Here is a 25,245-nt window from a genome sequence, read left to right as displayed (position 1 = left end):
GAGATAGAAAAGAGGGACTGCTAATGAAAAGGGAAAAAAACAAAAATCTCGATCAAGCTGAGAGCTTAAGATCTGAAGTGGAGTTAGTGAACCGAAATGTGAGATTGAAAGACTCTTTGCCTTCCAGGGCTGAAATTCATGGCAAGAAAAAACAAAAGGTTAAGCTAAAAATTAAATATCCTTTAATCAAGCTCTTATCGCTATTTTTTATTTTAATGCCGATAACAATCTATGCACTTTATACTTCAGGAAATGATGAAAAAGTCGTTAATTCTATCTCTGAAGAAAAAAAGGGGTTCGAGACAATTGAAATAAATAACAATGAACCATCTTTCATTTCTTCATCTTATGATCAAGAATCAAAAAAACAGAATTCTCTAACAGATGAAATCCGTTCAGGTTCAAATACGGAAAATCATACAAAACATACCGAACAAAAAATGGCTTCAACAGAAACAGTAAATCCTAGTAGTAAAGAAGAGCAAAACAGCGATGAACAAGAGAAGGATCACGCGGGAGATCGTAAAAACGATGAGTATAAAATTGTCTATCATACGGTGCAGCCTCAAGAAACAGTTTTCCGTATTTCTATGAAATATTATGGTTCCCAGGAAGGGATTCCTTTATTAAAAGAATGGAACAATATTCAGGATAACAATATTAAAGTAGGGCAGGTATTAAAAGTACCAATTAAGAAATAATAAAATCCCTCTCATTCATACTTTAAAAGGTCTACAGCTTTGGACAGGTACATAAAATGTTATTGTGAGTATGGGGGAGGGAAGGAAAATGGAATCGTCTATCATTATGCGCGTTGAGCATACCGATCAGGCCACCAAAATGATGCTTCAAAACGTTATCGAGAGAAAGAAGAAATTCGATAAAATAAAAAGAGATCACCTATTTGTTACACTTGCTACACTTTTATTGGGCTTACTATTTCTTATCTATTTGTATGTATTTATTGTAAAGCCGTATTATTATTCTTTTTTTGATATGTTTTCTGTGTTTGTAAATCATTACATAAACCTTTTTTATATGCTTACTGTATTTGGCTTTTACGGCTACATGCTCTATTTAAAAAAGAAGCTAGACAAGGCTGAAAAGGAATACCATGACTTACGATGTGAAATAATCGACAAAAGCAAAGATTTGTGGAAGCAAGAAGAGGCTTGGAAAAACCGGCACAAAGTGTTTGAGCTAATGAAAGAGAAATTCGATATTAATCTTTATCATGAAAATAAATAAAAACGGTTCTGAAAAGCAGGTAATTTTCCATATATTGTGGAATACATTGATAAAATCATTCTGACGGGGTGAACTTCATGTTTGTAAAAAGCATTATGATTCCCAAGTTTAATTGCTTTGTAGTTCAGCATGACGATTCTTTACAAACTGCATTAAACATACTGGAATCAAAAAAGGTTGATGGCCTTCCGGTTTTAAAGGATGAAGAATATGTTGGAATAATTACCCGCTTTGGAATCTATGAGAACTTTTTTAACAGTCATACACCAAAAGAAGAATTTCTAAATGAAAGAAGAGCTGTAGATATTGCGACACACCAAGACAACTACTTACAAGGGCATGAAATTTTTGAGCATACCTTGCTTAAGTTAAAGGACTTCCCATTATTGGCAGTTGTTGACGAAAACAGAAAATTTTTAGGGGTTGTGACTCGCTATGATGTGCTTGAACAATTTCAAAGTGCTTTCGGCATGAATAAGCCGGGAGTAAGGATTGCTTTTACTTCTGTTGAAACAGAAGGAAGAATTGCAAGATTGGCTGAAATTGCCCATCATTTTCACGAGCATATTATTTCCCTTGTTACATTTGATGAAACAGATAAGCTTGTACGAAGAATTGTTATGAAAGTTGAAAAGAAGCCAAACATAGAGAAGTTTACAAAGAAACTTGAAGATTCTGGGTTCAGGATTCTAGATATTCAGGAAGACTGAAATATGGTTATGAAAAAATCTCTCTCTCATACATTGGATATGGGGGGGATTTTTTTATGTTTGCAAATGCTCTAAAAATCCTGATAGGATCTCTTTGTGGCTTTTTATTTATTAAATGGTTCCCTATTTCAAATTCTTTTCAGTTTGAAACGTTTTTAGTGGAGCTTATTTTACATCCGTTAGATTACTTTATGGCAACCTTCATGTTTATTATTGGATTTTTATGTCAGGCAAGTATACTGAAAGCTGGGATAGAAGAGATCGGAAGAATTTGGACGAAAAAACCGTTCAATCCTGTAAATTTATTCGTGTTATTATTAGCGATTGGTTCTTTCTTTTTTTTATGGAGATATGGAAAAATTCAGAGCTATCTCTTTTTCTGTTTTTCATTCATATATGGTATCATTTCAATTGATTATAAAAGTTTTAAAATTAACGAGACCAGTGATTAAGGAGTAAATATGGTATTACTTTTATTTTTTATTTTAATTGTTTTTTCCTTTCTCGTTTATATGTGGAGGATTGCGAAATCTGATAGGATTATTGAGCATCATTTACAGTTTCCTAGCTTTCCTGAAAGCTTTGGGAAGCTGACCATTTTTTTTATATCGGATATACATAAGAGAGTAGTCGGAGAAAAAATCATCCAAGCTGCAAAAGAAAAAGCAGATATTGTTGTAATTGGAGGAGACTTAGCTGAAAAGGGAGTACCTTTTTCTAGAATTAAAGAAAATCTAGGAAGACTTAAAGAAATTGGGCCGATGTATTTTGTATGGGGAAACAATGATTATGAAATCGACTATCATTTGTTAGATGCGACTTTATTGGATTTTGGAGTAAAAATTCTTGATAATACTTCAGTTACTTTTGAATCTTATCAAGGTGATAAAGTTTGCTTGCTCGGTATTGACTACTTGGGAGCAAATCGTGATAATATCGATTTGGCTGTCATGGATTCTGCTCCGAATTCTTTCCGAATTTTAGTAAGTCACGATCCTAGTATCGTGCGAAAAATTAACCCTGAGCACAGCATTGATCTCGTTTTAAGCGGACATACGCATGGTGGACAAATTCGATTGTTTGGTATGGGACCTTATGAGATAGGTAAAGTTACAGTGGAAAATGATCTGACATTATTAGTGAGCAATGGATACGGCACGACCCTCGTTCCCTTTAGGCTTGGAGCTAAGCCGGAAACTCATCTAATTGAAATTACACATTCCTCTTCTTGAAAATAAGAGTTTTAGAGGCACTTATACTTTTAATGAACAAAACTTCTACAGATTTTACACGTAAGAATACTTTTGTATACTTAATGTTAGAATTGTTGTCTTGGTGGAGGATCTGTATGGATGTACATAAAGGAAAATATAATATAAAGGCAATATCGAAAATGTTGGGGATTCAGCCTGGTACATTAAGGGCATGGGAGAGAAGATATCAATTTATCGCCCCTGACCGAAACGAATCAGGTCATAGGCTGTATACGGACGAGCATCTCAAAATTTTGCGCTGGCTGGTTGATAAAACGAGACAGGGATTCACGATTAGTCAGGCTGTTTCTTTGTTAGAACGGCAGGAATTGCTCCAGGAGACGAATGAAATTAAATTTGCTGATTATGAACAATCAAAGAAATTAGCTGCTGAGCTTTTGGAAGCATTACTGAATTTTGATGAAGGCAGGTCATATGAATTAATAAACCATGCTTTCAGTTTGTATTCGATTGAAAAAGTAGTAATAGAAATATTGTGCAGTATTTTGCATCAAATTGGAGACTTATGGGAGAATGGTAAAATCACAAGTGCCCATGAGCATTTTGCATCTTCCATTTTACGTTCGAGAATCGGCTTCATTATTCAAACGCTCCCGCATAATCAGGTTCTGCCAAAGGCTGTTGCCGTATGTGGCCCGAATGAATGGCATGAAATCGGTCTCTTAATGTTTACCTTGTTCCTTAAAAGAAGAGGCTTTGATGTTGTTTATCTCGGACAAAGCCTTGCTCCTAAGGATTTGAGTATCGTAATACAAACCGTCTGTCCCAAATTTTTATTTTTCTCTTGCACATTAGAGGAAAATGTGGAAGGAACCATTACATTGATCGAAACTCTAAAAAATGAATTTAAGAGTTTGGAAATAGGCCTTGGAGGAAATGCGATGGATACATTGCCTTCCGACCTAAAAGAAAAGTATGCATCTCATTTATTAGGGAATGAACCATCCTATTGGGAAAAATGGCTTCAAGAGCGCATCAGCTAAACAGGCGTTTTCCGCTCTTCGATGGATATGCACCCTGTTTTTTTTGTTTCATATGATATAGCAATATGGGTATCATCACAGGGGGCATCATGCATGAAGCTAGAGCGGCTCGATCAAAACAAGTTTAAAATATTTCTAACCTTTGATGATTTAATGGACCACGGGCTTTCGCTCGAAGAGATTAGAGAACATTCCTTAAAGGCACAAAGAATTTTTCAACATCTGATTGAAGATGCTTGTGATGAAATGAATTTTAAAATGAATGGTGCGATTGAAATCGAAATTTTTTCTCTGCATGCTCAAGGGTTAATTATTATTGTTTCGCGTGAGGATGAAGAAGATTTAGATGATGAGGATTATTTGAACTTTCAAGTGAAATTAGGGGAACACGCTCATATTCTATATGTATTCCTCGAATTCGAAGATATCATTCAACTCGCCCATCGTTTGAAAGTGTTGGGCTTGGAGCAAGGGCAGGTATTTTTGTATCAGGACCGTTATTATATTTATATTGAAGACGTGGAGCCTGAAAAATATAAATCAGTCATATCGCTTACGTCAGAGTACGGAAATGCTTCAACTTTAACTCTTTACAAAATACAAGAGTATGGCAAACTAATATTCGAAAAATGTGCAATAAAAACCATAACAGAACATTTCATGGTTTAAATAATGTGACCTGACATGAAAGCATCCGTTTTTTTGTCAGGCTTTTTTTTAAAAATTGAAAAAAAGCAATGCAGAATGAATATTGTTAATGAAATGAAAATGTGTTGCATAGAAACCAAGTTTTAGATGTAAGTTTTGATTAGAACAAAATAAAAAGGGAAGTAAAAGTGGAATAGAGTAATTCTAAATATTACATAAAATCAAAGATAATTACTTTGCATAGGGGGAGTAGGAGGTGTATACTATCACTGATAGGTCACCAATTAGAAAAGTATGATGACTTTTAGGGGGTACATAAATGGTAGCCGAAAAAGGTACGGATCATGCAGAACGTGAAGAAAAGCATGATGTCCTAAAGTCCACCCAAACTGTGATCCATAAGGCATTAGAGAAATTAGGGTATCCAGAAGAGGTGTACGAGCTTTTAAAAGAACCACTTCGTATGTTAACAGTCAAAATTCCTGTTAGAATGGACGATGGTTCTGTAAAGATATTTACAGGTTATAGAGCGCAACACAATGATGCAGTCGGACCTACAAAGGGAGGAATCCGTTTTCATCCAAATGTAACAGAAAGAGAAGTTAAAGCGCTTTCAATTTGGATGAGTTTAAAATGCGGAATTGTTGATTTACCATATGGTGGAGGAAAAGGCGGTATTGTTTGCGATCCTCGGAACATGTCTTTTAGGGAACTTGAAAGATTAAGTCGTGGCTATGTAAGAGCCATAAGTCAAATTGTGGGACCTACTAAAGATATTCCTGCACCGGATGTATTTACGAATTCTCAAATCATGGCTTGGATGATGGATGAATATAGTCGAATCGACGAATTTAATTCTCCAGGTTTCATTACAGGAAAACCGTTAGTCCTTGGGGGTTCACATGGACGAGAATCCGCGACTGCAAAGGGTGTTACGATTTGTATTCGTGAAGCCGCAAAGAAAAAAGGTATAGATTTAAAAGGTGCAAGAGTAGTTGTTCAAGGATTTGGAAATGCAGGTAGCTATCTATCTAAGTTCATGCACGATGCTGGAGCGAAGGTTGTGGGGATCTCAGATGCATACGGAGCCCTTTACGATCCGAATGGCTTAGATATTGATTATTTGTTAGATAGAAGAGACAGCTTTGGAACCGTTACAAAGCTTTTTAAAAATACGATTACTAATAAAGAATTACTAGAATTAGATTGTGATATTCTTGTCCCTGCAGCGATTGAGAACCAGATTACCGAAGAAAACGCTCACAATATCAAGGCAAAAATTGTTGTGGAAGCGGCAAACGGTCCAACGACTTTGGAAGCTACTCAAATTTTGACAGAAAGAGGCATTTTATTGGTACCGGATGTCCTTGCATCTGCCGGTGGGGTTACTGTCTCTTATTTTGAGTGGGTCCAAAACAACCAAGGGTATTATTGGACTGAAGAAGAGGTGGAGGAAAAATTAGAAAAAATCCTCGTGAAAAGCTTCAACAATATTTATGAAATTGCCCAAACACGACGTGTAGACATGAGATTGGCAGCTTATATGGTGGGTGTAAGAAAAATGGCTGAGGCTTCCCGTTACCGAGGTTGGATCTGATAGCATTGACAGATTTTTAACAAATGAGCATCAAAATTGAATTACGAAGAAAAAACTCCTATCATGGTTAAGATAGGAGTTTTAATTTACGTTCATACTATTTCTTGTTCATATCAACTGATTTTAAAGAAAATATGAGTTTTTGCTCATTTATCAGACGAATTGGACAATCTAGATAATAAAAATAAGCTCTTTTCTAAAAGATTATTGTTTTTACATAGGTTCTGGGAATGAAAACCTTTGAAAAAAAGTTGGTTGATTGGAGCGTAAGGTGCGAGACTCCTGCGGGAGCTGCGGGACAGGTGAGACCCCACAGGCGCTGCGCGCCGAGGATGCTCACCGCCCGCCCTGCGGAAAGTGAGCATCCTGGAGCGGAAATCAACCGATCCTCACTACTTGTTAAAAAGCAACAAAGTTTGCCAAAACAGTCTAAAAATAAAATGTTGTGTGCTTTCGTCAAAAGTTTGAAATCGAAACATTGTATTTTGGAGGAATTTTGTTATGCAAATGGAAGATGTGATTATTGTTGGAGGCGGTCCATGCGGTTTGGCAGCAGCAATCGCTTTAAAAGAAGTAGGAAAAAACCCGCTTGTTATTGAAAAAGGGAATGTTGTTAATGCTGTTTATCATTATCCTACGCATCAAACCTTTTTCAGTTCCAGCGATCGGCTTGAAATCGGTGATGTTCCTTTTATAACTGAAAATCGTAAGCCTGTTAGGAATCAAGCATTGGCTTATTATAGGGAGGTTGTTAAAAGAAAAGGCCTAAGAATCCATACCTTTGAAAAAGTAGAAAGTGTGGATAAGCAAGAAGATGGTTTATTTATCGTAAAAACCTCTAAGAGGGATTATCATACGAAACATGTTGTGATTGCTACCGGTTATTATGACAACCCTAATTATATGAATGTTCCGGGTGAAGACTTGCCACACGTTTTCCATTACTTTAAGGAAGCCCATCCATATTTCGATCGGGATGTTACAGTAATAGGAGGGAAAAATTCAAGTGTAGATGCAGCCTTGGAGTTAGTGAAGGCAGATGCAAGAGTTACGGTTTTGTATCGTGGAAAAGAATATTCCAGTAGTATTAAGCCTTGGATTTTGCCCGAGTTTGTTTCACTTGTGAAGAATGGAACAATTAACATGGTGTTTAACGCGCAAATTAAGGCGATTACAGAAGACAGTGTTATTTATGAGGTAAATGGAGAAGAAAAATCAGTTAAGAGTGATTTTGTTTTTGCTATGACAGGCTATCATCCTGATCATACGTTTTTAAAAGCAATGGGCGTAGGGATTGATGAGGCTACTGGAAGACCGTTATATAATCCTGAAACAATGGAAACGAATGTAGAAGGGATTTATATTGCAGGCGTCATCGCAGCTGGAAACAATGCAAATGAAATATTCATTGAAAATGGAAGATTTCACGGCGGTCTTATCGCGAAACATCTTTTAGCTAAATAAATGCGAAAAGCCACTTCTCTTTTGACGAGGTGGCTTTTCGTATTTCTTATCGTCCAACTCTAATCAGAGCTAAGCGGGCGCTTTCCGCATTTCTTTTTTAATAAGAAAAAATATCAGAAAGTTTGCTTTGATCAAAGTTCGCTTCTAGTGCAAGGAGTAGCTTAATCCTAGCTTTTTGCCCATTTAAGCCATTAGAAAAAATCACACCTTTTTCTTTTAATTGCTTTCCGCCTCCTTCATATCCATACACATCTTGAGTGATTCCATTAAAGCAGCGGGAAACAAGTACAACAGGAATTTGATCCTCTAAAAGTGCGCTAAGGCCTGGAAGAGTTTGGGGTGGTAAATTTCCTTGTCCAAGCGCTTCGATGATCAGTCCGTCAATCTTTAAAGACTTAAGTGCATAAAATAAGGATGAGTCCATACCAGCATGTGCTTTTAATAAAGGTACATTTTTTGAAATAGAGGTAATATTGAATTTGTCACTGAGCATGGGCTGATGATGAAATAAAATTTTGCGCTTCGTAACAATTCCGATCGGACCGTATTGTGGGCTTTGAAAGGTCGATACATTACTTGTATGGGTTTTAGTGACATTTTTTGCTGTATGGATTTCGTCATTTAATACAACTAATACTCCTTTTTTTCTAGCTTCAGGACAAAGTGCCACACGAATGGATGAAATATAATTATATAAGCCATCAAACCCAATTTCGTTACTAGACCTCATTGCACCAGTTAACACAATCGGAATATCCGTTGAAATGGTCGAATCCAAAAAATAAGCCGTTTCCTCCAGTGTATCTGTTCCGTGTGTGATAACGACTCCCGATATGTCTTGGTTTTTAAGATAGTCTTCAATCATTTCTTTTATTTTTAACATTTCAAGAGGTGTGATATGAGGGGAAGGTAGCGTGAAAGGGTCCTCTATTAGTAAATTCGCCATTGAAAATACTTGATCGTTTTTATCTTTCATCGGGTTATCCTTGGTAGGCTTCACTGCTCCAGTGGAAGCATCTTCTTCCATTGAAATGGTACCTCCTGTGTGTATGACAAGTATATTTTTTTTCATAAAGCACCTCCCAAATAATTACCAATAACGGTTTTCCTTTTCATCATAACATGATAATATTAAACAAAGCACACATAGATTTTTTACCTTAAATTGTTACTTAAGCAAATACGAATAGAAAAGAGGTCAGCCTATGCTGGTCATATTATCAGCTGGTATTGCACCCGGGCTGGCTTTGTTAAGTTATTTTTATTTAAAGGATTATTATGAAACAGAGCCTGTCTCCGTAGTCGTTAAGACTTTTTTATTTGGTGCTTTTTTAGTTTTTCCAATTATGTTTATTCAATATGTAATTGAAGCCGAGCAACTGGTCCCAAATGGTTTTGTCTCTGCATTTTTCGTTTCTTCACTTTTGGAAGAGTTTTTCAAATGGTTTATATTAATTTATGTCATTTATCAGCATATTTCTTTTGATGAACCTTATGATGGGATTGTATATGGAGCTGCGGTATCACTTGGATTTGCAACGGCAGAAAATATTTTATATCTGATTGCAAACGGTGTCGAGTTTGCCATTGGAAGAGCGTTGCTTCCAGTCTCTAGTCATGCATTATTCGGTGTTATTATGGGATATTATTTAGGAAAAGGCAAATTTGGGAAGGATCAAACTAAACTGTTCCTGTTTTTTGCCTTTTTGTTACCATTTGTTTTGCACGGGATTTATGATTACATTTTAACCAACCAGCGCCAATGGTTATATTGGATGCTACCATTCATGATTTTCTTGTGGTGGCTCGGCTTAAGAAAAGTGAAGCTTGCTAGAATTCTATCCGATATTCATGCAAGAGAGCGATTAAATACAACGCTAAATATGAAGTTATAGTTTGAATAAGGTGACCTATGGTCATCTTATTTTTTTTTTTTTTTTGAAGGCTCTTATCACATAGATTGTTATTTTTAGACTATAAAGTTTGCCGTTGATTGCAGCGAGAGGCACTTGCTTTCTGCGAGGAGGGATGCATTCCTCGGCGTAACCGCTTTGAAACAGCCTTTTTGAAAAAAGAATGATGCTTCTTTGAGAAAAACAAAATGGTTTATTGGCGATTACTAAGGAATAAAATTGAGGCTATTGAAGAAAATAGGGTTAATTCCAATTATTGAAAAGGGAGTGTAGTTGATGAAAGGCATTTCGTCAATAGGGAAAGCCTTCTGTTTCGTTCTCTTATTTGTTCTGATCTTTGCCAATAAACCGATTCAAACAGAAGCTTTTTCAAATCAAGTTATACAGAAGGGAGCTGTCGGAGACGATGTAATCGAGCTTCAGGCAAGACTTCAAAATATCGGCTATTATCATGGGAAAATTGATGGTGTCTATGGTTGGGGAACCTATTGGGCAGTGCGTAATTTCCAACAAAATTTCGGACTCCCTGTAGATGGTTTAGTTGGTGAGTCGACAAAAGCAAAATTGGTGAGTGCATCTAATTTCAACAAGCAGTTTGTTCATGATCAAATAAGAAAAGGAAATGATTTCACTTATTACGCTGGCGTACCAATCGAGAAGCAAATAAAGCCAAAAGCTAGAAGTAGCACTCAAAAAAGAGCAACAGCAACAAAAACAGCATCTAATATTCCTTCCGGATTTTCTGAAAACGATATTAAGTTAATGTCCAATGCTGTATATGGCGAAGCTCGTGGAGAGCCCTATATTGGGCAGGTAGCGGTTGCCGCAGTTATTCTTAACAGGGTTGAAAGCCCGCTTTTTCCTAAAACGGTTTCTGGAGTGATTTTTGAACCAGGTGCTTTTACCGCAGTGGCTGATGGGCAAATTTGGCTGACACCAAACCAAACAGCGAGAGACGCAGTGATGGATGCTATTAATGGTTGGGATCCGTCTGGAAATGCCTTATATTATTTCAACCCTGCAACAGCTACAAGTAAATGGATTTGGTCACGACCTCAAATCAAACGAATCGGAAAACACATCTTTTGTAAATAATAGGAGTGATGAAGCTTGCTACGAGGAATACTTATCGCTGTTCTTTGTATTGCAGTGGCAGGAACGGCATTCTGGGGTTATCAAGAGCATCAAGAAAAGAATGCGATTCTGTTAAATGCAGAAAACAACTATCAGCGGGCATTCCATGATTTATCTTTTCAGATTGATCAATTGAATGATAAGATTGGAACAACGCTTGCGATGAATTCAAGAAAATCTATATCTCCGGCTCTTGTAGATGTTTGGAGAATTGCTTCAGAAGCACAAACTGATGTCGGACAGCTTCCTCTAACTTTGTTACCTTTTAATAAAACGGAGGAATTCCTATCAAAGATCGGAAATTTTAGTTATAAAACGGCTGTAAGAGACTTGGATCAAGAACCTTTGACCTCTAATGAATATAAAAACTTAGAGCAATTATATAAGCAGTCTGCGGAAATCCAACAGGAGCTAAGAAAAGTTCAATATCTAGTATTAAAAAATAACCTTAGATGGATGGATGTTGAATTGGCTATGGCAACAGGAAAGGAAGCAGCAGACAATACCATTATTGACGGATTAAAAATGGTAGAGGATAAAGTAACCGGATATTCGGAGGCTTCTCAATTTGGCCCCACCTTCGTTAGCAATAAAGAAAAAAACAAGAATTTTAAACATTTATCGGGTAGAACAATTACCAAAGAAGAAGCAATAAACTTAACCAAAAAGTTTTCAGGTCTTAAAGGAAATTTAACAGTTAAAGTCGAAGAAAATGGGAATGGCTCAGATTTCGGCTTCTATAGTGTTAGTTTAAGGGAAAAGGATTCAAAAAAAGAGGTCAATATGGATGTTACAAAAAAAGGTGGATACCCCATTTGGTTTATTCATAATCGGAATGTCTCGAAAGCTAAAATCGGCTTAAATACCGCATCACAAAAAGCAGCAGATTTTTTGAAGAAAAATAAATTTAAAAATCTGGAGTTATTTGAAAGCACCCAATTCAATAACATCGGAATGTTTACTTATGTTTCAGTTATGAATGGGGTAAGAGTTTATCCCGATTCCATAAAAATCAAGGTAGCATTGGATAATGGAAGCATAATCGGTTTTTCAGCGGAAGAATATTTTAGGTCTAATCATGAACGTAAAATTCAAGCACCAACTATCACAGCGGCAGAAGCTAGAAAAACCATTAATCCGAAAGTAAAGATTATGGAGAACAGGCTGGCCGTAATTATGAACGATCTTGGTGAAGAGGTGCTCTGCCACGAATTTTTGGGAGTCATTCATGATGATACTTACAGAATATTCATCAATGCTGAAACGAATCAAGAAGAACTTATAGAAAAATTGCAAAACGCAGAGCCTTCTATGGAAGATATGGTTTAGTAGCAACTGAATGTCCATTTAAAATTTTTAGTATATAAATTTCCAAAGGAAAGGTACTTCTGTACTTTTCCTTTTTTCCATAACATGTCATAATAAAACTATAAAACAATGATCAACTTGAATAACGTCCGGAAGTGTGGAGATTATGTTGAAAATTGGAGATTCCTTACTATTAGAACCTAAATATTCCCTTCAGCCTGAAAAATACAAATGCAAAATCCATGAAATAACAGGAAATGTATTTTATATCGATTATCCGATCAATTTGGATACAAATCGTACGGTTTTTCTGACGGATGGTACGCAATTAAAGTGTACGTATATTGGTACTGAAGGAAACGTATATATTTTTGACACAGAAGTTTTGGGGAGAAAGAAAATGGAGCTACCTTTTGTTCAGCTTAGAACTCCAGCTGAACATCAATTTGTCAAAATACAACGTAGGCAGTATGTCCGGATTGATGCTGCAGTTGATGTTGCTGTACACCCCTTAAATTTTGAATTTAGGCCATTTACTGCAATTACTGCTGACATTAGTGCAGGTGGGGCAGCCATCCTAGTACCAAAGACAACCACCATCAAACCTGGCTCTTACATAAATGTTTGGATTGTACTCCCATTAAAATCAGGTGATATATATTATTTAAAACTAAAAAGCAAGGTTATTAGAATCGTAGAACAAGAGGGTAGTAATTTTAACAAAGTTTCTATTCAGTTTTCTGAAATCAGTAAAGGTGACCGCCAGCTTTTGATCCGGTTCTGTTTTGAAAAACAGCTAGAGATGAGAAATAAAGGATTATAATAAATGGTATAAATAGCTATAGGCAAGCCAATACTTGATCTTATCAATATAATTTTAGAGGGTAAAGTATGAAGGCTGTAGAAAGAATCCTTATGAAGCTAATTGTGATACAATTGTTATTTTTGTTGTTTTTTCAAATATTATTTCATCAAGAAGATACTTTCCTTGAATTAAAGAAGATGGCTCAATACGAAGGGGTATACAGTGACAACTACAGAATCATTGTAGAAACAATGAATCAGTTACTTCGGTGATTAAAACAGATCCGACTGCTAATTTAAGTGGTCGGATTTTTTAATGAAAAAATGGTATCCCCATTCTAAAAGCTTTACTTTTCGGATCCTCTATCTGTGAATTTATTTTCCAAAATGGAATAATGAAAATGAAAGAATTACATGTTAGAAATATGACATTCTTGAAAATGATAAGCGTTTGTATGATAAAATAAAGAGGATGATGTAGTTTTGTTATTATACAGGAGGAATTATGGAAAAGAAAATATCAGTAGCAATTGATGGACCTGCAGCAGCGGGGAAAAGTACAGTTGCCAAAATAGTGGCTGAACATTTTTCATATGTTTATGTTGATACAGGTGCAATGTATAGGGCCCTAACTTATAAAGCATTACAAAATCATGTAGACGTTGAAGACGAACAAGAGCTACATAGGCTTTTAATTGAAACGGATATTCAACTTAAACCAAGTAAAAAGGGACAGCTTGTTCTTGTGGATGGTGAGGACGTAACAGAAAAAATACGGACTCATGAAGTTACAGCATCTGTTTCTGCCGTTGCAAAGCACCGGGCTGTTAGGGAAGAAATGGTTAAAATGCAAAAGGAGCTTGGGAAAAACGGTGGCGTTGTGATGGATGGAAGAGATATTGGGACGCACGTATTACCGCATGCCGAATTGAAAATTTTCTTAATCGCCAGCGTTGATGAGAGGGCTCAAAGAAGACATTTTGAAAATCTGCAAAAAGGTTTTACTTCCGATTTGGAGAAATTAAAGAAAGAGATTGCGGCTAGAGATAAATATGATTCTGAAAGGGAGGTTTCTCCTTTAAGGAAAGCAGAGGATGCCATCGAGATCGATACGACATCCATGTCCATTCAACAAGTTGCTGACAAAATTATTTCTTTAATGAATGAGAGGACTTCAAGATGATTAGTTTTTATAGATTTGCTAAAGGAGTCGTCAAAACAGTCTTGACGCCTGTTTATCGAATTGAAGTCATAGGTGTCGAGAATTTTCCAAAAGATGGTGGAGTTTTGCTTTGTTCAAATCACATTGATAATTTAGATCCACCTGTTGTAGGAATCACAGCACCGAGAGATGTCCATTTTATGGCGAAAGAAGAGCTATTTCATGTGCCTATCCTTAAAAAATTGTTGCCTAGTCTACATGCTTTTCCAGTGAAACGGGGTATGAGTGATCGAGAGGCCTTAAGAAAAGGGCTAGCCATTCTAAAAGAAGGAAAAGTTTTGGGATTGTTTCCGGAAGGAACAAGAAGTAAAACCGGTGAGCTTGGTAAGGGCCTCGCAGGTGCTGGCTTCTTTGCGTTAAGGACGGATGCCGTTGTGATGCCATGCGCGATTATAGGACCTTATAAGGCTTTTAGAAAATTAAAAGTCGTATATGGAAAACCAATTGACCTAAAGGAATACGGTAAAAATCAAAAACTTTCAGCCGAGGAGGCAACAGAAATCATTATGGAAAAGATTGCTGAATTGATTTCTCAGCATAAATAATTCACTTTGCTTGACAAAATCCTTTTTTTATTAGAATTTAGTTTAAAGGATGTTTATTCCAATCAATGAAAGCTAAAATGCGGTGCTTTGTCTTACTATTAATTTAAGTAAAAAACAAAGCTGATCACCTAGCTATTTAACCGCTTTGAAAGCAGATTGTGTGAAGGAGGAGTACATATGACAGAGGAACAGCAAATGAATGTGAGCCAATTTGAAATCGGTGACAAAGTAAAAGGTAAAGTCATTAAGGTTGAAGAGAAACAAGTAATTGTAGACGTAGAGAACAGTAAATCTGATGGCATTATTCCGATTAGTGAATTATCTAGCCTTCATGTGGAAAAAGCTTCTGACGTAGTAAATGAAGGTGACGAATTAGAATTGGAAGTTATTAAAGTGGAAGAAGAAAATGTAATTCTTTCTAAACGTAAGGTCGATGCTGTAAAAGCATGGGATCAACTCGAAGAGAAGTTCCAAGCGGGTGAAGTTTTCGAAGCTGAGGTGAAAGACGTCGTAAAAGGCGGACTTGTAGTGGACTTAGGTGTCCGTGGCTTTGTACCTGCTTCTCTTGTTGAAGATTATTTTGTTGAAGATTTTTCTGATTACAAAAATAAAACGTTGACTTTCAAAATTGTTGAGTTAGATCGTGAGAAAAATCGGTTAATTCTTTCTCATCGTGCTGTCGTCGAAGAAGAAAAAAGCCAAAAGAAGAAAAACATTTTGGAATCTATTCAAGAGGGACAAGTATTGGATGGAACGGTTCAACGGTTAACCGATTTTGGCGCTTTTGTTGACATCGGAGGAGTTGACGGACTTGTCCATGTTTCCCAGCTTTCCCATGAGCATGTCGATAAGCCATCTGATGTAGTTAGCGAGGGGGACAAGGTAAAGGTAAAAGTATTATCGGTCGACCGAGAAAATGAGCGAATTTCCTTGTCCATTAAAGAAACATTACCAGGCCCTTGGTCAAACATTAGCGAAAAAGCTCCAAAGGGCTCTGTGCTAGAGGGTGTTGTAAAACGACTTGTTTCTTTCGGAGCCTTTGTTGAAATTTTCCCAGGTGTAGAAGGTCTGGTTCATATTTCTCAAATCTCACACAAACATATCGCTACTCCTCATGAAGTGTTAAAAGAAGGACAAACTGTAAAAGTGAAAGTCCTTGATGTGAACGAAGAAGAGCAAAGACTTTCTTTAAGTATTAAAGAGCTAGAGGAGAAAGCAGTTCCTGCTGCTGAAGAATATGAGCTACCTGAAGAAGCAAAAGGGTTCCAATTAGGTGAAGTGATTGGAGACCAATTAAAAAAATTAAAATAATGGTGATGCGCTTGTCAAGAACACAACGTAAATTGGATCATATCAAACATGCCCTCAAAATTGGGCAGGAAGGATCCAATGGCTTTCATGATATTACGTTTGTTCATCAAAGCTTACCGGATCGTAGTGTTGAAGAAATAGATTTTCAATCGTTTATTGGCGAACTTTCCTTAAGTTCGCCAATTTTTATCAATGCCATGACCGGAGGCGGCGGGGAAGAAACGAAAAAGCTGAATAGGGACCTTGCTATTGCTGCGAAAGAGACGGGGATTGGCATGGCAGTAGGCTCACAAATGGCAGCGATTAAAGATCCAACACAAGTTGACACCTATTCTGTAGTCCGCAAAGAGAATCCTAATGGAATCATTATAGGTAATTTGGGTGGGGAAGCCACTCTCGATCAGGCGAAGAGAGCTGTAGAGATGCTTGAAGCAAACGCTTTGCAAATTCATTTGAACGTCATCCAAGAATTAACCATGCCTGAAGGAGATCGCTCTTTCAAACATACTTTAAAACGAATTGAAACGATTTCTTCCGGTATAAATGTTCCCGTCATTGTAAAAGAAGTTGGTTTCGGAATGAGTAAAGAAACGATTGAGAAGCTTGTTTCTGTTGGGGTATCCATTATTGATGTTGGGGGATTCGGCGGTACAAATTTTGCGAAAATTGAGAATGAACGCCGTGAAAAAGTACTCTCTTATTTCAATCATTGGGGAATAACAACAGCTTGCTCTCTTCTCGAAGCCAAAAGTGTTGATGCTCCAATTTCAATCATTTCTTCTGGGGGAATTCGAGACTCACTCGACATTGCAAAAAGTCATGCTCTTGGTGCGGATGCAGTTGGACTAGCAGGACATTTCCTAAAAATCTACAAACAGCAAGGGCTGGAACTATTAATTGAAGAAATTCGGACAATTCAAGAAGACCTACGACTAATCATGACTGCATTAGGTACGAGGAATATAAGTGAATTAAAAAAAGCACCGATTGTAATTGAAGGAAAAACCTATCATTGGGCAATTCAACGGGGGCTGCGATGATGAAGAAATTTTTACTATCTTCATCATCGCTTTTTTTTTAGAATTTGCCCCTATTGATTCCTTTTTCTTGATTCTTCAGGGCCTTCCAACATTGTTGAGCCCGGATAGCTTAGGGACTGGTCACGGTCTGACTCCGTCCTTCTGCTTTGCTTTAGCTTTTTTTCTTGTCGATCCTTTCCCATCACACACCTCCTACTAGTAACATTCCATCTTCCATTGACTTTATGCTTCGTCATTGTCTGTATGTTTAGTCGTTAAAATTTTTGTATTTAGTCCATAATGGTAGGGAAAGGAGGGAGAAAAGTGGATGGAATTTTTTTCTTCTGGATTGCTTGGATTGTCATTGTCTTTTTGATTTTTTTTGTTCCCTCAACAAATAGCAATCGAGACAAATTGCTCATACAGATATTATTACTTGTTTATTTGTCCAATAAAAGTATCCCTTTATACAATACGGACGTAAATGCAGGTGCGCTTCTTCTTATTATTTTCGCTTCATTTTATATTGGAAATTTACGGTCTAAGAATAAATGGAGTGTTGTGGTTATTTCCTTCCTAATGGGGCTGTGTACCAGCAGTTTTATATTATTCTCATTCATTGATCCTATTTGGGTTCTTTTTGATCCAAAATGGATGCTGACAATAATTTTGACGTATTTGAGCATAATACTCCTATCCGATTGGAAACAGAGACTGTTAAGTATCGTACTTGGAATGCTCATAGGGGATGGACTTTTATTTTTAGTTTTTGATCCTCTTGGAGTTCCTTATGAAATGGCCACTCTAACTTGGTACGATCAACTATCAATGGTAGTAATGGTAAGTTCCCTGTGGCACGGATTAGAATTATTGGCTGGCTATATGTATACCAACAAAACATTAGGTAAGAAAGAGGTTAAATCGCGATGAATGAGTATGCATTACCGATCCTTTTTGGCGTTATGGCAGGAACGATTGCAAGATTATATATGCTAAGAAGCGATTATCGGCAATATCCAACTTATTTGCATGGGAAAATCATACATTTGGCGTTAGGGTTTATTGCTGCAGGCCTAGGGAGCATTGTCATCCCAGCCATCCTGGAAGAGGAATTTACTGCTATTACTTTTTTAACACTTGCTGCATCCCAGTTTCGGGAAGTTCGGAATATGGAAAGAAATACACTTACTGAGTTAGACCAATACGAGTTGGTGAAAAGAGGGAATACATACATAGAAGGCATTGCAATTGCCTTTGAAGGCAGAAACTATTTGGTCATTTTAACTTCTTTATTGACTACTGCTGGAATTTTACTTTGGAATATTTGGGTCGGACTTGTTGCGTTTATCATTTCGTTATGTTTATGTCATAGATTTATGTCCGGTAATCGATTGAAGGACTTAGTGGATATAGAATATTTTGAGCCAAGATTTGATGGCGCAGGCTTATATGTTGATAATATTTACATAATGAATATCGGACTTCCTAAACGACAAAAAGAAGTTCTACGGTACGGGATGGGCTTCATTTTAAAACCAAAAAACTTCAATGTTCGTTCTACGATTGCAAATTTGGGTCAAAGACAGGCCATTCTTCATGATGTATCGACAGCGTTAGGTGTGTATCGGGATTCTGGTACACCTGCACTTGTTCCTTTGGCAAAAAGAGACTTAGACGATGGCCGCGTCGGGGTTTTTGTCCTACCACAAGAAAAGGATATCGAAAAAGCCATTGCGATCATCGGCAATGTTCCTACTTTAGAAAATGCGATCAGAATGCCTACTAAGTCTAATATTGGGAAGAAAGGAAAGGTCTCTCGATGACGCTAGAAAAGTATATTTTAGCCGTTGTGACAACAAAGCCAGAAAAAGTACCAGTTGGAGCTCACGTATTCCATTGCTCAAACAAAGAGGAGATGGATGATTTTGCAGCAAATTTGGAGGCCATTTTGGATGGGATTGCTCATGCTTTAACTGAGGATATTTATATTATCGTCAAGCATTAAAGGGCTTTTGGGATAATCGTTGTTGTGCTAATGAAAATTTGGTACTATAAGATAGTTAGACCCTTCTTTATGCAAGAAGGGTTATTTTAGCTAAAAAAACGATAAAAAAATGAAATAAAGAAAGGGTGACTTCCATGCCAAAACCAGTTGTTGCTATAGTTGGAAGGCCTAACGTAGGTAAGTCAACGATTTTTAATCGTATCGTAGGAGAAAGGGTATCGATTGTAGAAGATATTCCTGGAGTTACAAGAGACCGAATATATAGTTCTGGAGAATGGCTCACACATGAGTTTAATATTATTGATACTGGTGGAATCGATATTGGGGACGAACCGTTCTTAGAGCAAATTCGTCAGCAGGCAGAAATAGCCATTGATGAAGCAGATGTCATCATATTTATGACAAACGGCCGTGAAGGAGTAACTGCTGCTGATGAAGAGGTTGCAAAAATATTATACAAGTCCAAGAAACCAGTTGTTCTTGCTGTAAATAAGGTAGATAATCCGGAAATGAGAGATCAGATTTATGATTTCTATTCACTTGGATTCGGAGAACCGTTTCCTATATCTGGAACACACGGATTGGGATTAGGGGATTTACTGGATGAAGTGGTGAAACATTTTCCTAAATATAATGGAAAAGAGTACGATGAAGATGTAATAAAGTTCTGCTTAATCGGTCGACCGAACGTAGGAAAATCTTCATTAGTTAATGCCTTATTAGGTGAAGAACGTGTCATCGTTAGTGATATAGAGGGTACAACAAGAGATGCTGTCGACTCTCCTTTAAAATATAATGGCCAGGATTATGTCATTATTGACACAGCCGGTATGAGGAAAAAAGGAAAAGTCTATGAGAGTACTGAAAAATATAGTGTGTTAAGGGCCCTAAGAGCCATTGAACGCTCAGATGTCGTATTGGTTGTTCTGAATGCTGAGGAAGGAATTCGAGAGCAAGACAAAAAAATTGCCGGCTATGCCCATGAGGCGGGACGAGCTGTCATTATTGTCGTTAATAAATGGGACGCTATTGAAAAAGACGATAAAACGATGAAGGATTTCGAGCAAAAAATTCGCGACCATTTCTTGTTCTTGGATTACGCACCGATTGTTTTCTTATCAGCCAAAACGAAAAAAAGAATTCATACGTTAATGCCTCTCATCAATACAGCAAGTGAAAATCATGCAATGCGTGTTCAAACGAATGTTTTAAATGAAGTGATTATGGATGCAGTAGCAATGAATCCTACTCCTACGCATAAAGGAAATCGCTTAAAAATTTATTACACAACTCAAGTGGCTGTAAAACCTCCAACTTTCGTATTGTTTGTAAATGATCCGGAACTTCTTCACTTCTCATATGAACGATTTTTAGAAAACCGAATTCGGGATGCGTTCGGCTTTGAGGGTACACCGATCAAAATTTTTGCTAGACAAAGAAAATAAAAAGGTTGTGATGGTATGAATCAAGCTCGTGAAAGAGTTGCTGTGTTAGGTGCAGGTAGTTGGGGAACAGCTTTGGCAATGGTGTTGGCTGACAATGGGCATGAAGTCAGATTATGGGGGCATAAATCAGAGCAGATCGAAGAAATCAACACGAAGCACACAAATCAGCAATATCTTCCGGAAATTGTTTTGCCGGAAGAAATAAAAGGGTATACATCCCTTCATGAAGCGCTTCAAAACTTAGAAATTGTTATTTTGGCAGTTCCTACAAAAGCCATTCGTGATGTTCTTAAGAAGGTGGCAAAGGAAATAACCCACCCGATATTGATCGTCCATGTAAGTAAAGGAATTGAACCGGACTCTTTACTTAGGATTTCTGAAATGATAGAAGAAGAAATGCCTGCCCATTTATTAAAAGACATTGTCGTTCTTTCAGGACCAAGTCATGCCGAAGAAGTAAGCTTACGACATCCAACAACCGTTACCGTATCATCCAAAAATATGAAGGCAGCAGAAAAAATTCAGGATCTATTTATGAATGGTAATTTTCGTGTGTATACCAATCCAGATCTTATTGGAGTGGAAATTGGCGGTGCATTAAAAAATATTATTGCACTTGCTGCTGGGATCACAGACGGCCTAGGGTATGGAGATAATGCAAAAGCTGCTCTGATCACTAGAGGTCTTGCGGAAATTGCTCGGCTTGGAACCGCAATGGGGGCTAATCCGCTTACATTTTCAGGCTTAACCGGCATCGGTGATTTGATCGTTACTTGTACAAGTGTTCACTCACGCAACTGGAGAGCGGGTAATATGCTTGGTAAGGGACATAAGCTTGAGGAAGTGCTACAAAATATGGGAATGGTGGTCGAAGGAGTAAGGACGACAAAGGCAGCTTATCAGCTGGCAAAAAAATATAAGGTGAAAATGCCGATTACGGAAGCTTTATATAACGTCCTCTTTAACGGCGAAGATGTAAAAGCTGCAGTAGATTCTTTAATGTCCCGCATGAAAAAGTCTGAAATGGAGGACCTTGTTAACATTTTGGTTGACAAACAAGAGTCCTAAAATATTTTCCGTAAAAGATTGATATTAATGGGCAAATGCAGATGCAGAAGCCCTATTGTAACATATTATATAATGTAACAAGCTAGTAAAAAACCTGTCAGGCGGTATAACTTTAGTCAAACAGAAGAACTTAGGCGAGAGTCTAATCTTCTGTTTTTTATTATATTTTAGACTTAATTGTATAAAAGTTAATGAGTCAACTCTGACTCATACTTACAAAAAATGTACTTCCTTTATGCTGGGTATGTTATAATACTTTTCGTGAAAAGGAGTGAAAGTAATGACGCCAGCATTGCAAAAAATGTGGATTTCATTTGCCGCAATGATCTTCATGTTTATATCCTTGCTTTTTATTTATTTGAGCAGATTTAAATTGAGAAAGGGCTTTTTGAAGGTTTTAACTGCGATAATCGCTTACATATTAATGATTTTGGCTGGTATTATCATATTCTTTGTAGTGATGAGTGGACCGACAGATGCTTAAAAACATCCATCATCGCAGTATCAAAAAGCTGATTCTCGTCCTAGTTTTTGCGGCTTCTATGTCCGTTCTATCTGGTTGTTTGTATCCTCAAGAAAATAGAGCCGAAAACCAGGTTCCTTATCAAGACCAGATACAAGCAGTGCAATCTGCTGTCGATCAGTATCAAAAGGATGAAAAAGGACTGTTACCTATCAAAACAAAAGATGGTGACACGCCGATTTACCAAAAATATTTAATCGATTTTAAGAAAATTGTGCCAAAATATATGGCGGAGCCTCCGGGTAATGCATTTGAAAGCGGTGGTGTTTTTCAATATGTTCTTGTAGATGTGGAAAATGACCCAACCGTTAAGCTGTTTGATATGAGAATGGCCGGGGCAATACAGGATTTGACCATTCGATTAGAAGTATATCGTCAATCGAATGGCTATCCTCCATTTAAGGAAAGAATAGCAGATCATGTTTTTACCTTGGATTATAAGAAACTTGGTTTAAAAGAACCTCCGACTGTAATAAGTCCATATTCTCAAAAACCGTTAGGCTTAATCATTAATAATGAAGCACAAATATTTGTTGATTATACGCCAGATCTTTTGACAGCCTTGCAAAATAATAAACATAACTACAAGTATGGTGAGGATATCAGGAACATTCTAGTGGAGAATTCTTTCTTTGTTCCTGCTTATTCTTTACCTTATACAATCGACCAAAAGTCAAATAAGCCTATTTTCCTGAGTAAATAATGGAGTTTGAATAGTAGAAAATCATGAACCATAGTCATAACCCTTTTCTTACGAAATATATTGTAGGAGAAGGGTTTTTTTGTTTGCTTCTTTGTATAGATCATAAGGTTTATTTACTAGTAATGAATAATGGATTTCGGGAAGAACAAGGCTAAAAATTGCTCTTCTACATATAAGTTGGGGAAAAGGGTCAATAATTAGCGTCAATGATCTAAAGAATACCTGAAATTCTGTGTGAAGTGTTGTTTTTCTTTTTCGATGGGAACGCCATGACAAGAAAAGCATGGGAAACAACGATATGTGCCAATAACAACTTACTAAAATTGCAGAAAAAAAGGGGGTTTTTGAAAAAAAGTAAGAATACTTTTGTATAGCAATCATACACATGTATTGTCCAAGTATATTACTAAATGGATAAATTCATCCCAGCAACTCTAATTTCGGGAGGGGATCTCGTGGAAAAAGTAGATATTTTTAAAGATATTGCAGAAAGAACTGGCGGCGACATCTATCTGGGAGTTGTTGGTGCAGTCCGCACTGGCAAGTCTACCTTCATAAAAAAGTTCATGGAATTGGTTGTGATTCCTAACATTAGTAATGAAGCAGAACGTTCCAGAGCACAGGATGAGCTTCCTCAAAGTGCTGCCGGAAAAACAATCATGACGACAGAGCCGAAATTTGTACCTAATCAAGCAGCTAGCATTAAGGTAGACGAAGGTCTTAAAGTAAACATTCGTCTAGTGGATTGTGTTGGGTATACAGTACCTGGCGCAAAAGGGTATGAAGATGAAAATGGTCCTAGAATGATCCATACACCTTGGTACGAAGAACCAATACCATTTCATGAAGCAGCTGAAATCGGCACAAGAAAGGTTATTCAAGATCACTCGACCATCGGAGTGGTCGTAACAACGGATGGGACGATCGGTGAAATTCCTCGCTCTGATTATGTTGAAGCAGAGGAAAGAGTGATCGAAGAGTTAAAAGAGGTAGGAAAACCTTTTATTATTGTCATTAACTCTGTTCAACCCCATCACCCTGACACAGCCGAACTAAGAACTCAGCTCCAAGAAAAGTATGATATTCCGGTTCTTGCGATGAGCGTTGAGAGCATGAGAGAGGGAGACGTATTAAACGTCCTTCGTGAAGCGCTATTTGAATTTCCTGTGCTTGAGGTGAATGTAAATCTACCTAGCTGGGTGATGGTACTCAGGGAAAATCATTGGCTTCGTGAAAGCTACCAGGAAGCAGTAAAAGAAACAGTTAAAGATATTAAAAGACTTCGAGATGTGGATCGTGTCATTACGCAATTTAATGACTTTGATTTCATCGATTCAGCAAGCTTGGCTGGGATCGAAATGGGTCAAGGGGTAGCGGAAATTGATTTATTTGCACCGGATGAGCTCTATGACAGCATTCTAAAAGAAATTGTTGGGGTTGAAATAAGAGGTAAGGATCATCTGCTAGAGCTTATGCAGGATTTTGCACATGCAAAAGCTGAATATGACCAAATTTCTGATGCATTAAAAATGGTGAAACAAACAGGCTATGGAATAGCAGCACCTTCATTAGCAGACATGAGCCTTGATGAGCCGGAAATTATTCGCCAGGGAGCTCGTTTTGGTGTAAGACTAAAGGCGGTTGCACCTTCTATCCATATGATTAAAGTAGATGTAGAATCCGAGTTCGCTCCGATTATCGGTACAGAAAAACAAAGTGAAGAGCTTGTTCGCTATTTGATGCAGGACTTTGAGGATGATCCTTTATCCATCTGGAATTCCGATATTTTCGGAAGAAGCTTAAGCAGCATTGTTAGGGAAGGCATTTCTGCAAAGCTCTCACTTATGCCTGAAAATGCACGTTATAAGCTTAAAGAAACACTCGAAAGAATCATTAATGAGGGCTCAGGTGGACTGATTGCCATCATATTGTAAAAATTAGCAAATAAAGAAGGGGTTGTCTAAAAAGTCCCTAAAATGAAGCAAGTGGAGAAAAACGATTCGTTTTTCTCCACTTGCCTTTGTGTTATTTGGATTTTTCTCTGAAAGTAGCTGGCGGATGCCTGCTACTATAACCAGACTGATTCTTTTAAACGTAACCTTTCTTCCATTCGGGCAAATAAAACAATCCTCTTGCTCATGATAGGTCCAGTTTTTCGCGTTTTTGATGTCTTTTTTGTATTTGCGTGTCTGTTCTTGAATATAGGATCCATATGGAATGGGAAAATCAAATCGAGGCTCTTTCTCGTCACCCATCGCATATACATAATTTTCTTCACTATTGGCATTGGCTTCAATATAGGTACGATCTGAGTTGATTGT

29 protein-coding genes are annotated in these 25,245 nt (G+C 37.3%); 26 read left to right on the top strand and 3 right to left on the bottom strand.

The annotated features are described in order from the left end of the window. Positions 1–23 precede the first annotated feature (23 nt). From GD441_RS00765 to GD441_RS00725, 9 genes are all read left to right on the top strand, one after another. Positions 24–701, top strand: a complete 678-nt coding sequence (locus GD441_RS00765; protein WP_153122680.1) for a LysM peptidoglycan-binding domain-containing protein — start codon at positions 24–26, stop codon at positions 699–701. Between the two features lie 88 nt (positions 702–789). Further along, on the top strand, positions 790–1,248 hold the full coding sequence (locus GD441_RS00760) for a YpbF family protein (RefSeq protein ID WP_153122678.1): 459 nt from the start codon (positions 790–792) through the stop codon (positions 1,246–1,248). A 77-nt stretch (positions 1,249–1,325) separates the two neighbouring features. Next, positions 1,326–1,958 carry a CBS domain-containing protein gene (locus GD441_RS00755; protein ID WP_153122676.1) on the top strand — a complete coding sequence of 211 codons (633 nt, stop codon included), beginning with the start codon at positions 1,326–1,328 and terminating at the stop codon, positions 1,956–1,958. Between the two features lie 56 nt (positions 1,959–2,014). After that, complete coding sequence (locus tag GD441_RS00750; RefSeq protein ID WP_153122674.1) at positions 2,015–2,410, top strand: hypothetical protein; 396 nt, start codon at positions 2,015–2,017, stop codon at positions 2,408–2,410. 9 nt (positions 2,411–2,419) lie between these two features. Further along, the gene (locus tag GD441_RS00745) at positions 2,420–3,190 is read left to right on the top strand and encodes a metallophosphoesterase (protein WP_153122672.1); all 771 of its coding nucleotides are present in this window, start codon (positions 2,420–2,422) and stop codon (positions 3,188–3,190) included. Between the two features lie 116 nt (positions 3,191–3,306). Next, positions 3,307–4,215, top strand: a complete 909-nt coding sequence (locus GD441_RS00740) for a MerR family transcriptional regulator (RefSeq protein WP_153122670.1) — start codon at positions 3,307–3,309, stop codon at positions 4,213–4,215. Between the two features lie 93 nt (positions 4,216–4,308). Then, on the top strand, positions 4,309–4,884 hold the full coding sequence (locus tag GD441_RS00735) for an adaptor protein MecA (protein WP_191992058.1): 576 nt from the start codon (positions 4,309–4,311) through the stop codon (positions 4,882–4,884). 298 nt (positions 4,885–5,182) lie between these two features. Continuing rightward, a complete protein-coding gene (locus GD441_RS00730; protein ID WP_153122666.1) occupies positions 5,183–6,460 on the top strand; it encodes a Glu/Leu/Phe/Val family dehydrogenase in 1,278 nt (425 codons plus the stop codon). A gap of 501 nt (positions 6,461–6,961) precedes the next feature. Beyond that, entirely contained in the window at positions 6,962–7,924 is a 963-nt protein-coding gene (locus GD441_RS00725; RefSeq protein ID WP_153122664.1) for a YpdA family putative bacillithiol disulfide reductase, read from the top strand. A gap of 97 nt (positions 7,925–8,021) precedes the next feature. On the opposite strand, the gene GD441_RS00720 is transcribed toward GD441_RS00725, so the two are convergent. Then, positions 8,022–8,996: an asparaginase gene (locus tag GD441_RS00720; RefSeq protein ID WP_153122662.1), complete on the bottom strand. Its 975-nt coding sequence runs from the start codon at positions 8,994–8,996 to the stop codon at positions 8,022–8,024. A 133-nt stretch (positions 8,997–9,129) separates the two neighbouring features. On the opposite strand from GD441_RS00720, the gene prsW reads away from it, so the two are divergent. The 9 genes from prsW to fni all read left to right on the top strand — a co-directional run bounded on the left by prsW (position 9,130) and on the right by fni (position 17,201). Beyond that, positions 9,130–9,819, top strand: coding sequence for a glutamic-type intramembrane protease PrsW (gene prsW, locus GD441_RS00715; RefSeq protein WP_153122660.1), 690 nt, complete (start codon positions 9,130–9,132; stop codon positions 9,817–9,819). A gap of 294 nt (positions 9,820–10,113) precedes the next feature. Beyond that, complete coding sequence (gene sleB / locus GD441_RS00710) at positions 10,114–10,932, top strand: spore cortex-lytic enzyme (RefSeq protein WP_153122658.1); 819 nt, start codon at positions 10,114–10,116, stop codon at positions 10,930–10,932. Positions 10,933–10,947: 15 nt separating this feature from the next. Further along, the gene (ypeB, locus tag GD441_RS00705; RefSeq protein WP_153122657.1) at positions 10,948–12,300 is read left to right on the top strand and encodes a germination protein YpeB; all 1,353 of its coding nucleotides are present in this window, start codon (positions 10,948–10,950) and stop codon (positions 12,298–12,300) included. A 145-nt stretch (positions 12,301–12,445) separates the two neighbouring features. After that, on the top strand, positions 12,446–13,102 hold the full coding sequence (locus GD441_RS00700; RefSeq protein WP_153122655.1) for a flagellar brake protein: 657 nt from the start codon (positions 12,446–12,448) through the stop codon (positions 13,100–13,102). Between the two features lie 68 nt (positions 13,103–13,170). Continuing rightward, positions 13,171–13,356 carry a DUF5359 family protein gene (locus GD441_RS00695; RefSeq protein ID WP_153122653.1) on the top strand — a complete coding sequence of 62 codons (186 nt, stop codon included), beginning with the start codon at positions 13,171–13,173 and terminating at the stop codon, positions 13,354–13,356. Positions 13,357–13,588: 232 nt separating this feature from the next. After that, complete coding sequence (gene cmk, locus GD441_RS00690) at positions 13,589–14,266, top strand: (d)CMP kinase (RefSeq protein WP_153122651.1); 678 nt, start codon at positions 13,589–13,591, stop codon at positions 14,264–14,266. Then, positions 14,266–14,850 (top strand): lysophospholipid acyltransferase family protein, encoded by a 585-nt coding sequence (locus GD441_RS00685; RefSeq protein ID WP_153122892.1) that lies wholly within the window; start codon positions 14,266–14,268, stop codon positions 14,848–14,850. The genes cmk and GD441_RS00685 overlap by 1 nt, the downstream gene beginning before the upstream one ends. A 177-nt stretch (positions 14,851–15,027) precedes the next feature. Continuing rightward, positions 15,028–16,161, top strand: a complete 1,134-nt coding sequence (gene rpsA, locus GD441_RS00680) for a 30S ribosomal protein S1 (protein WP_153122649.1) — start codon at positions 15,028–15,030, stop codon at positions 16,159–16,161. Between the two features lie 11 nt (positions 16,162–16,172). After that, positions 16,173–17,201, top strand: a complete 1,029-nt coding sequence (fni, locus tag GD441_RS00675) for a type 2 isopentenyl-diphosphate Delta-isomerase (protein WP_153122647.1) — start codon at positions 16,173–16,175, stop codon at positions 17,199–17,201. 50 nt (positions 17,202–17,251) lie between these two features. Here the strand turns inward: fni and GD441_RS00670 are convergent, their stop codons facing one another. After that, on the bottom strand, positions 17,252–17,383 hold the full coding sequence (locus tag GD441_RS00670; protein WP_153122645.1) for a YpzI family protein: 132 nt from the start codon (positions 17,381–17,383) through the stop codon (positions 17,252–17,254). 121 nt (positions 17,384–17,504) lie between these two features. Between GD441_RS00670 and GD441_RS00665 the strand changes: the two genes are divergently transcribed. The 8 genes from GD441_RS00665 to spoIVA all read left to right on the top strand — a co-directional run bounded on the left by GD441_RS00665 (position 17,505) and on the right by spoIVA (position 24,858). Further along, on the top strand, positions 17,505–18,110 hold the full coding sequence (locus GD441_RS00665; RefSeq protein ID WP_153122643.1) for a YphA family membrane protein: 606 nt from the start codon (positions 17,505–17,507) through the stop codon (positions 18,108–18,110). Next, the gene (locus tag GD441_RS00660) at positions 18,107–19,003 is read left to right on the top strand and encodes a YIEGIA family protein (RefSeq protein ID WP_153122641.1); all 897 of its coding nucleotides are present in this window, start codon (positions 18,107–18,109) and stop codon (positions 19,001–19,003) included. The genes GD441_RS00665 and GD441_RS00660 overlap by 4 nt, the downstream gene beginning before the upstream one ends. Beyond that, positions 19,000–19,185 (top strand): capping complex subunit for YIEGIA, encoded by a 186-nt coding sequence (locus GD441_RS00655; RefSeq protein WP_153122639.1) that lies wholly within the window; start codon positions 19,000–19,002, stop codon positions 19,183–19,185. The genes GD441_RS00660 and GD441_RS00655 overlap by 4 nt, the downstream gene beginning before the upstream one ends. A gap of 134 nt (positions 19,186–19,319) precedes the next feature. Then, positions 19,320–20,630, top strand: a complete 1,311-nt coding sequence (gene der, locus GD441_RS00650; protein ID WP_153122637.1) for a ribosome biogenesis GTPase Der — start codon at positions 19,320–19,322, stop codon at positions 20,628–20,630. A 15-nt stretch (positions 20,631–20,645) separates the two neighbouring features. Continuing rightward, entirely contained in the window at positions 20,646–21,698 is a 1,053-nt protein-coding gene (locus GD441_RS00645; RefSeq protein ID WP_153122634.1) for an NAD(P)H-dependent glycerol-3-phosphate dehydrogenase, read from the top strand. 280 nt (positions 21,699–21,978) lie between these two features. Continuing rightward, positions 21,979–22,182, top strand: coding sequence for a DUF2768 domain-containing protein (locus tag GD441_RS00640; protein WP_153122633.1), 204 nt, complete (start codon positions 21,979–21,981; stop codon positions 22,180–22,182). Between the two features lie 19 nt (positions 22,183–22,201). After that, a complete protein-coding gene (locus tag GD441_RS00635; protein WP_420849632.1) occupies positions 22,202–22,924 on the top strand; it encodes a hypothetical protein in 723 nt (240 codons plus the stop codon). A gap of 455 nt (positions 22,925–23,379) precedes the next feature. Further along, positions 23,380–24,858, top strand: a complete 1,479-nt coding sequence (gene spoIVA, locus GD441_RS00630; RefSeq protein WP_153122631.1) for a stage IV sporulation protein A — start codon at positions 23,380–23,382, stop codon at positions 24,856–24,858. Positions 24,859–24,861: 3 nt separating this feature from the next. On the opposite strand, the gene GD441_RS00625 is transcribed toward spoIVA, so the two are convergent. Continuing rightward, positions 24,862–25,179, bottom strand: a complete 318-nt coding sequence (locus GD441_RS00625) for a hypothetical protein (protein ID WP_153122629.1) — start codon at positions 25,177–25,179, stop codon at positions 24,862–24,864. Positions 25,180–25,245: the final 66 nt, after the last annotated feature.

This window comes from Peribacillus tepidiphilus (genome assembly GCF_009466385.1).
GTDB lineage: Bacteria > Bacillota > Bacilli > Bacillales > DSM-1321 > Bacillus_BN > Bacillus_BN tepidiphilus.
The sequence above is the reverse complement of the archived record's forward strand: the minus strand, read 5'-3'. Positions and strand labels throughout refer to the sequence as shown.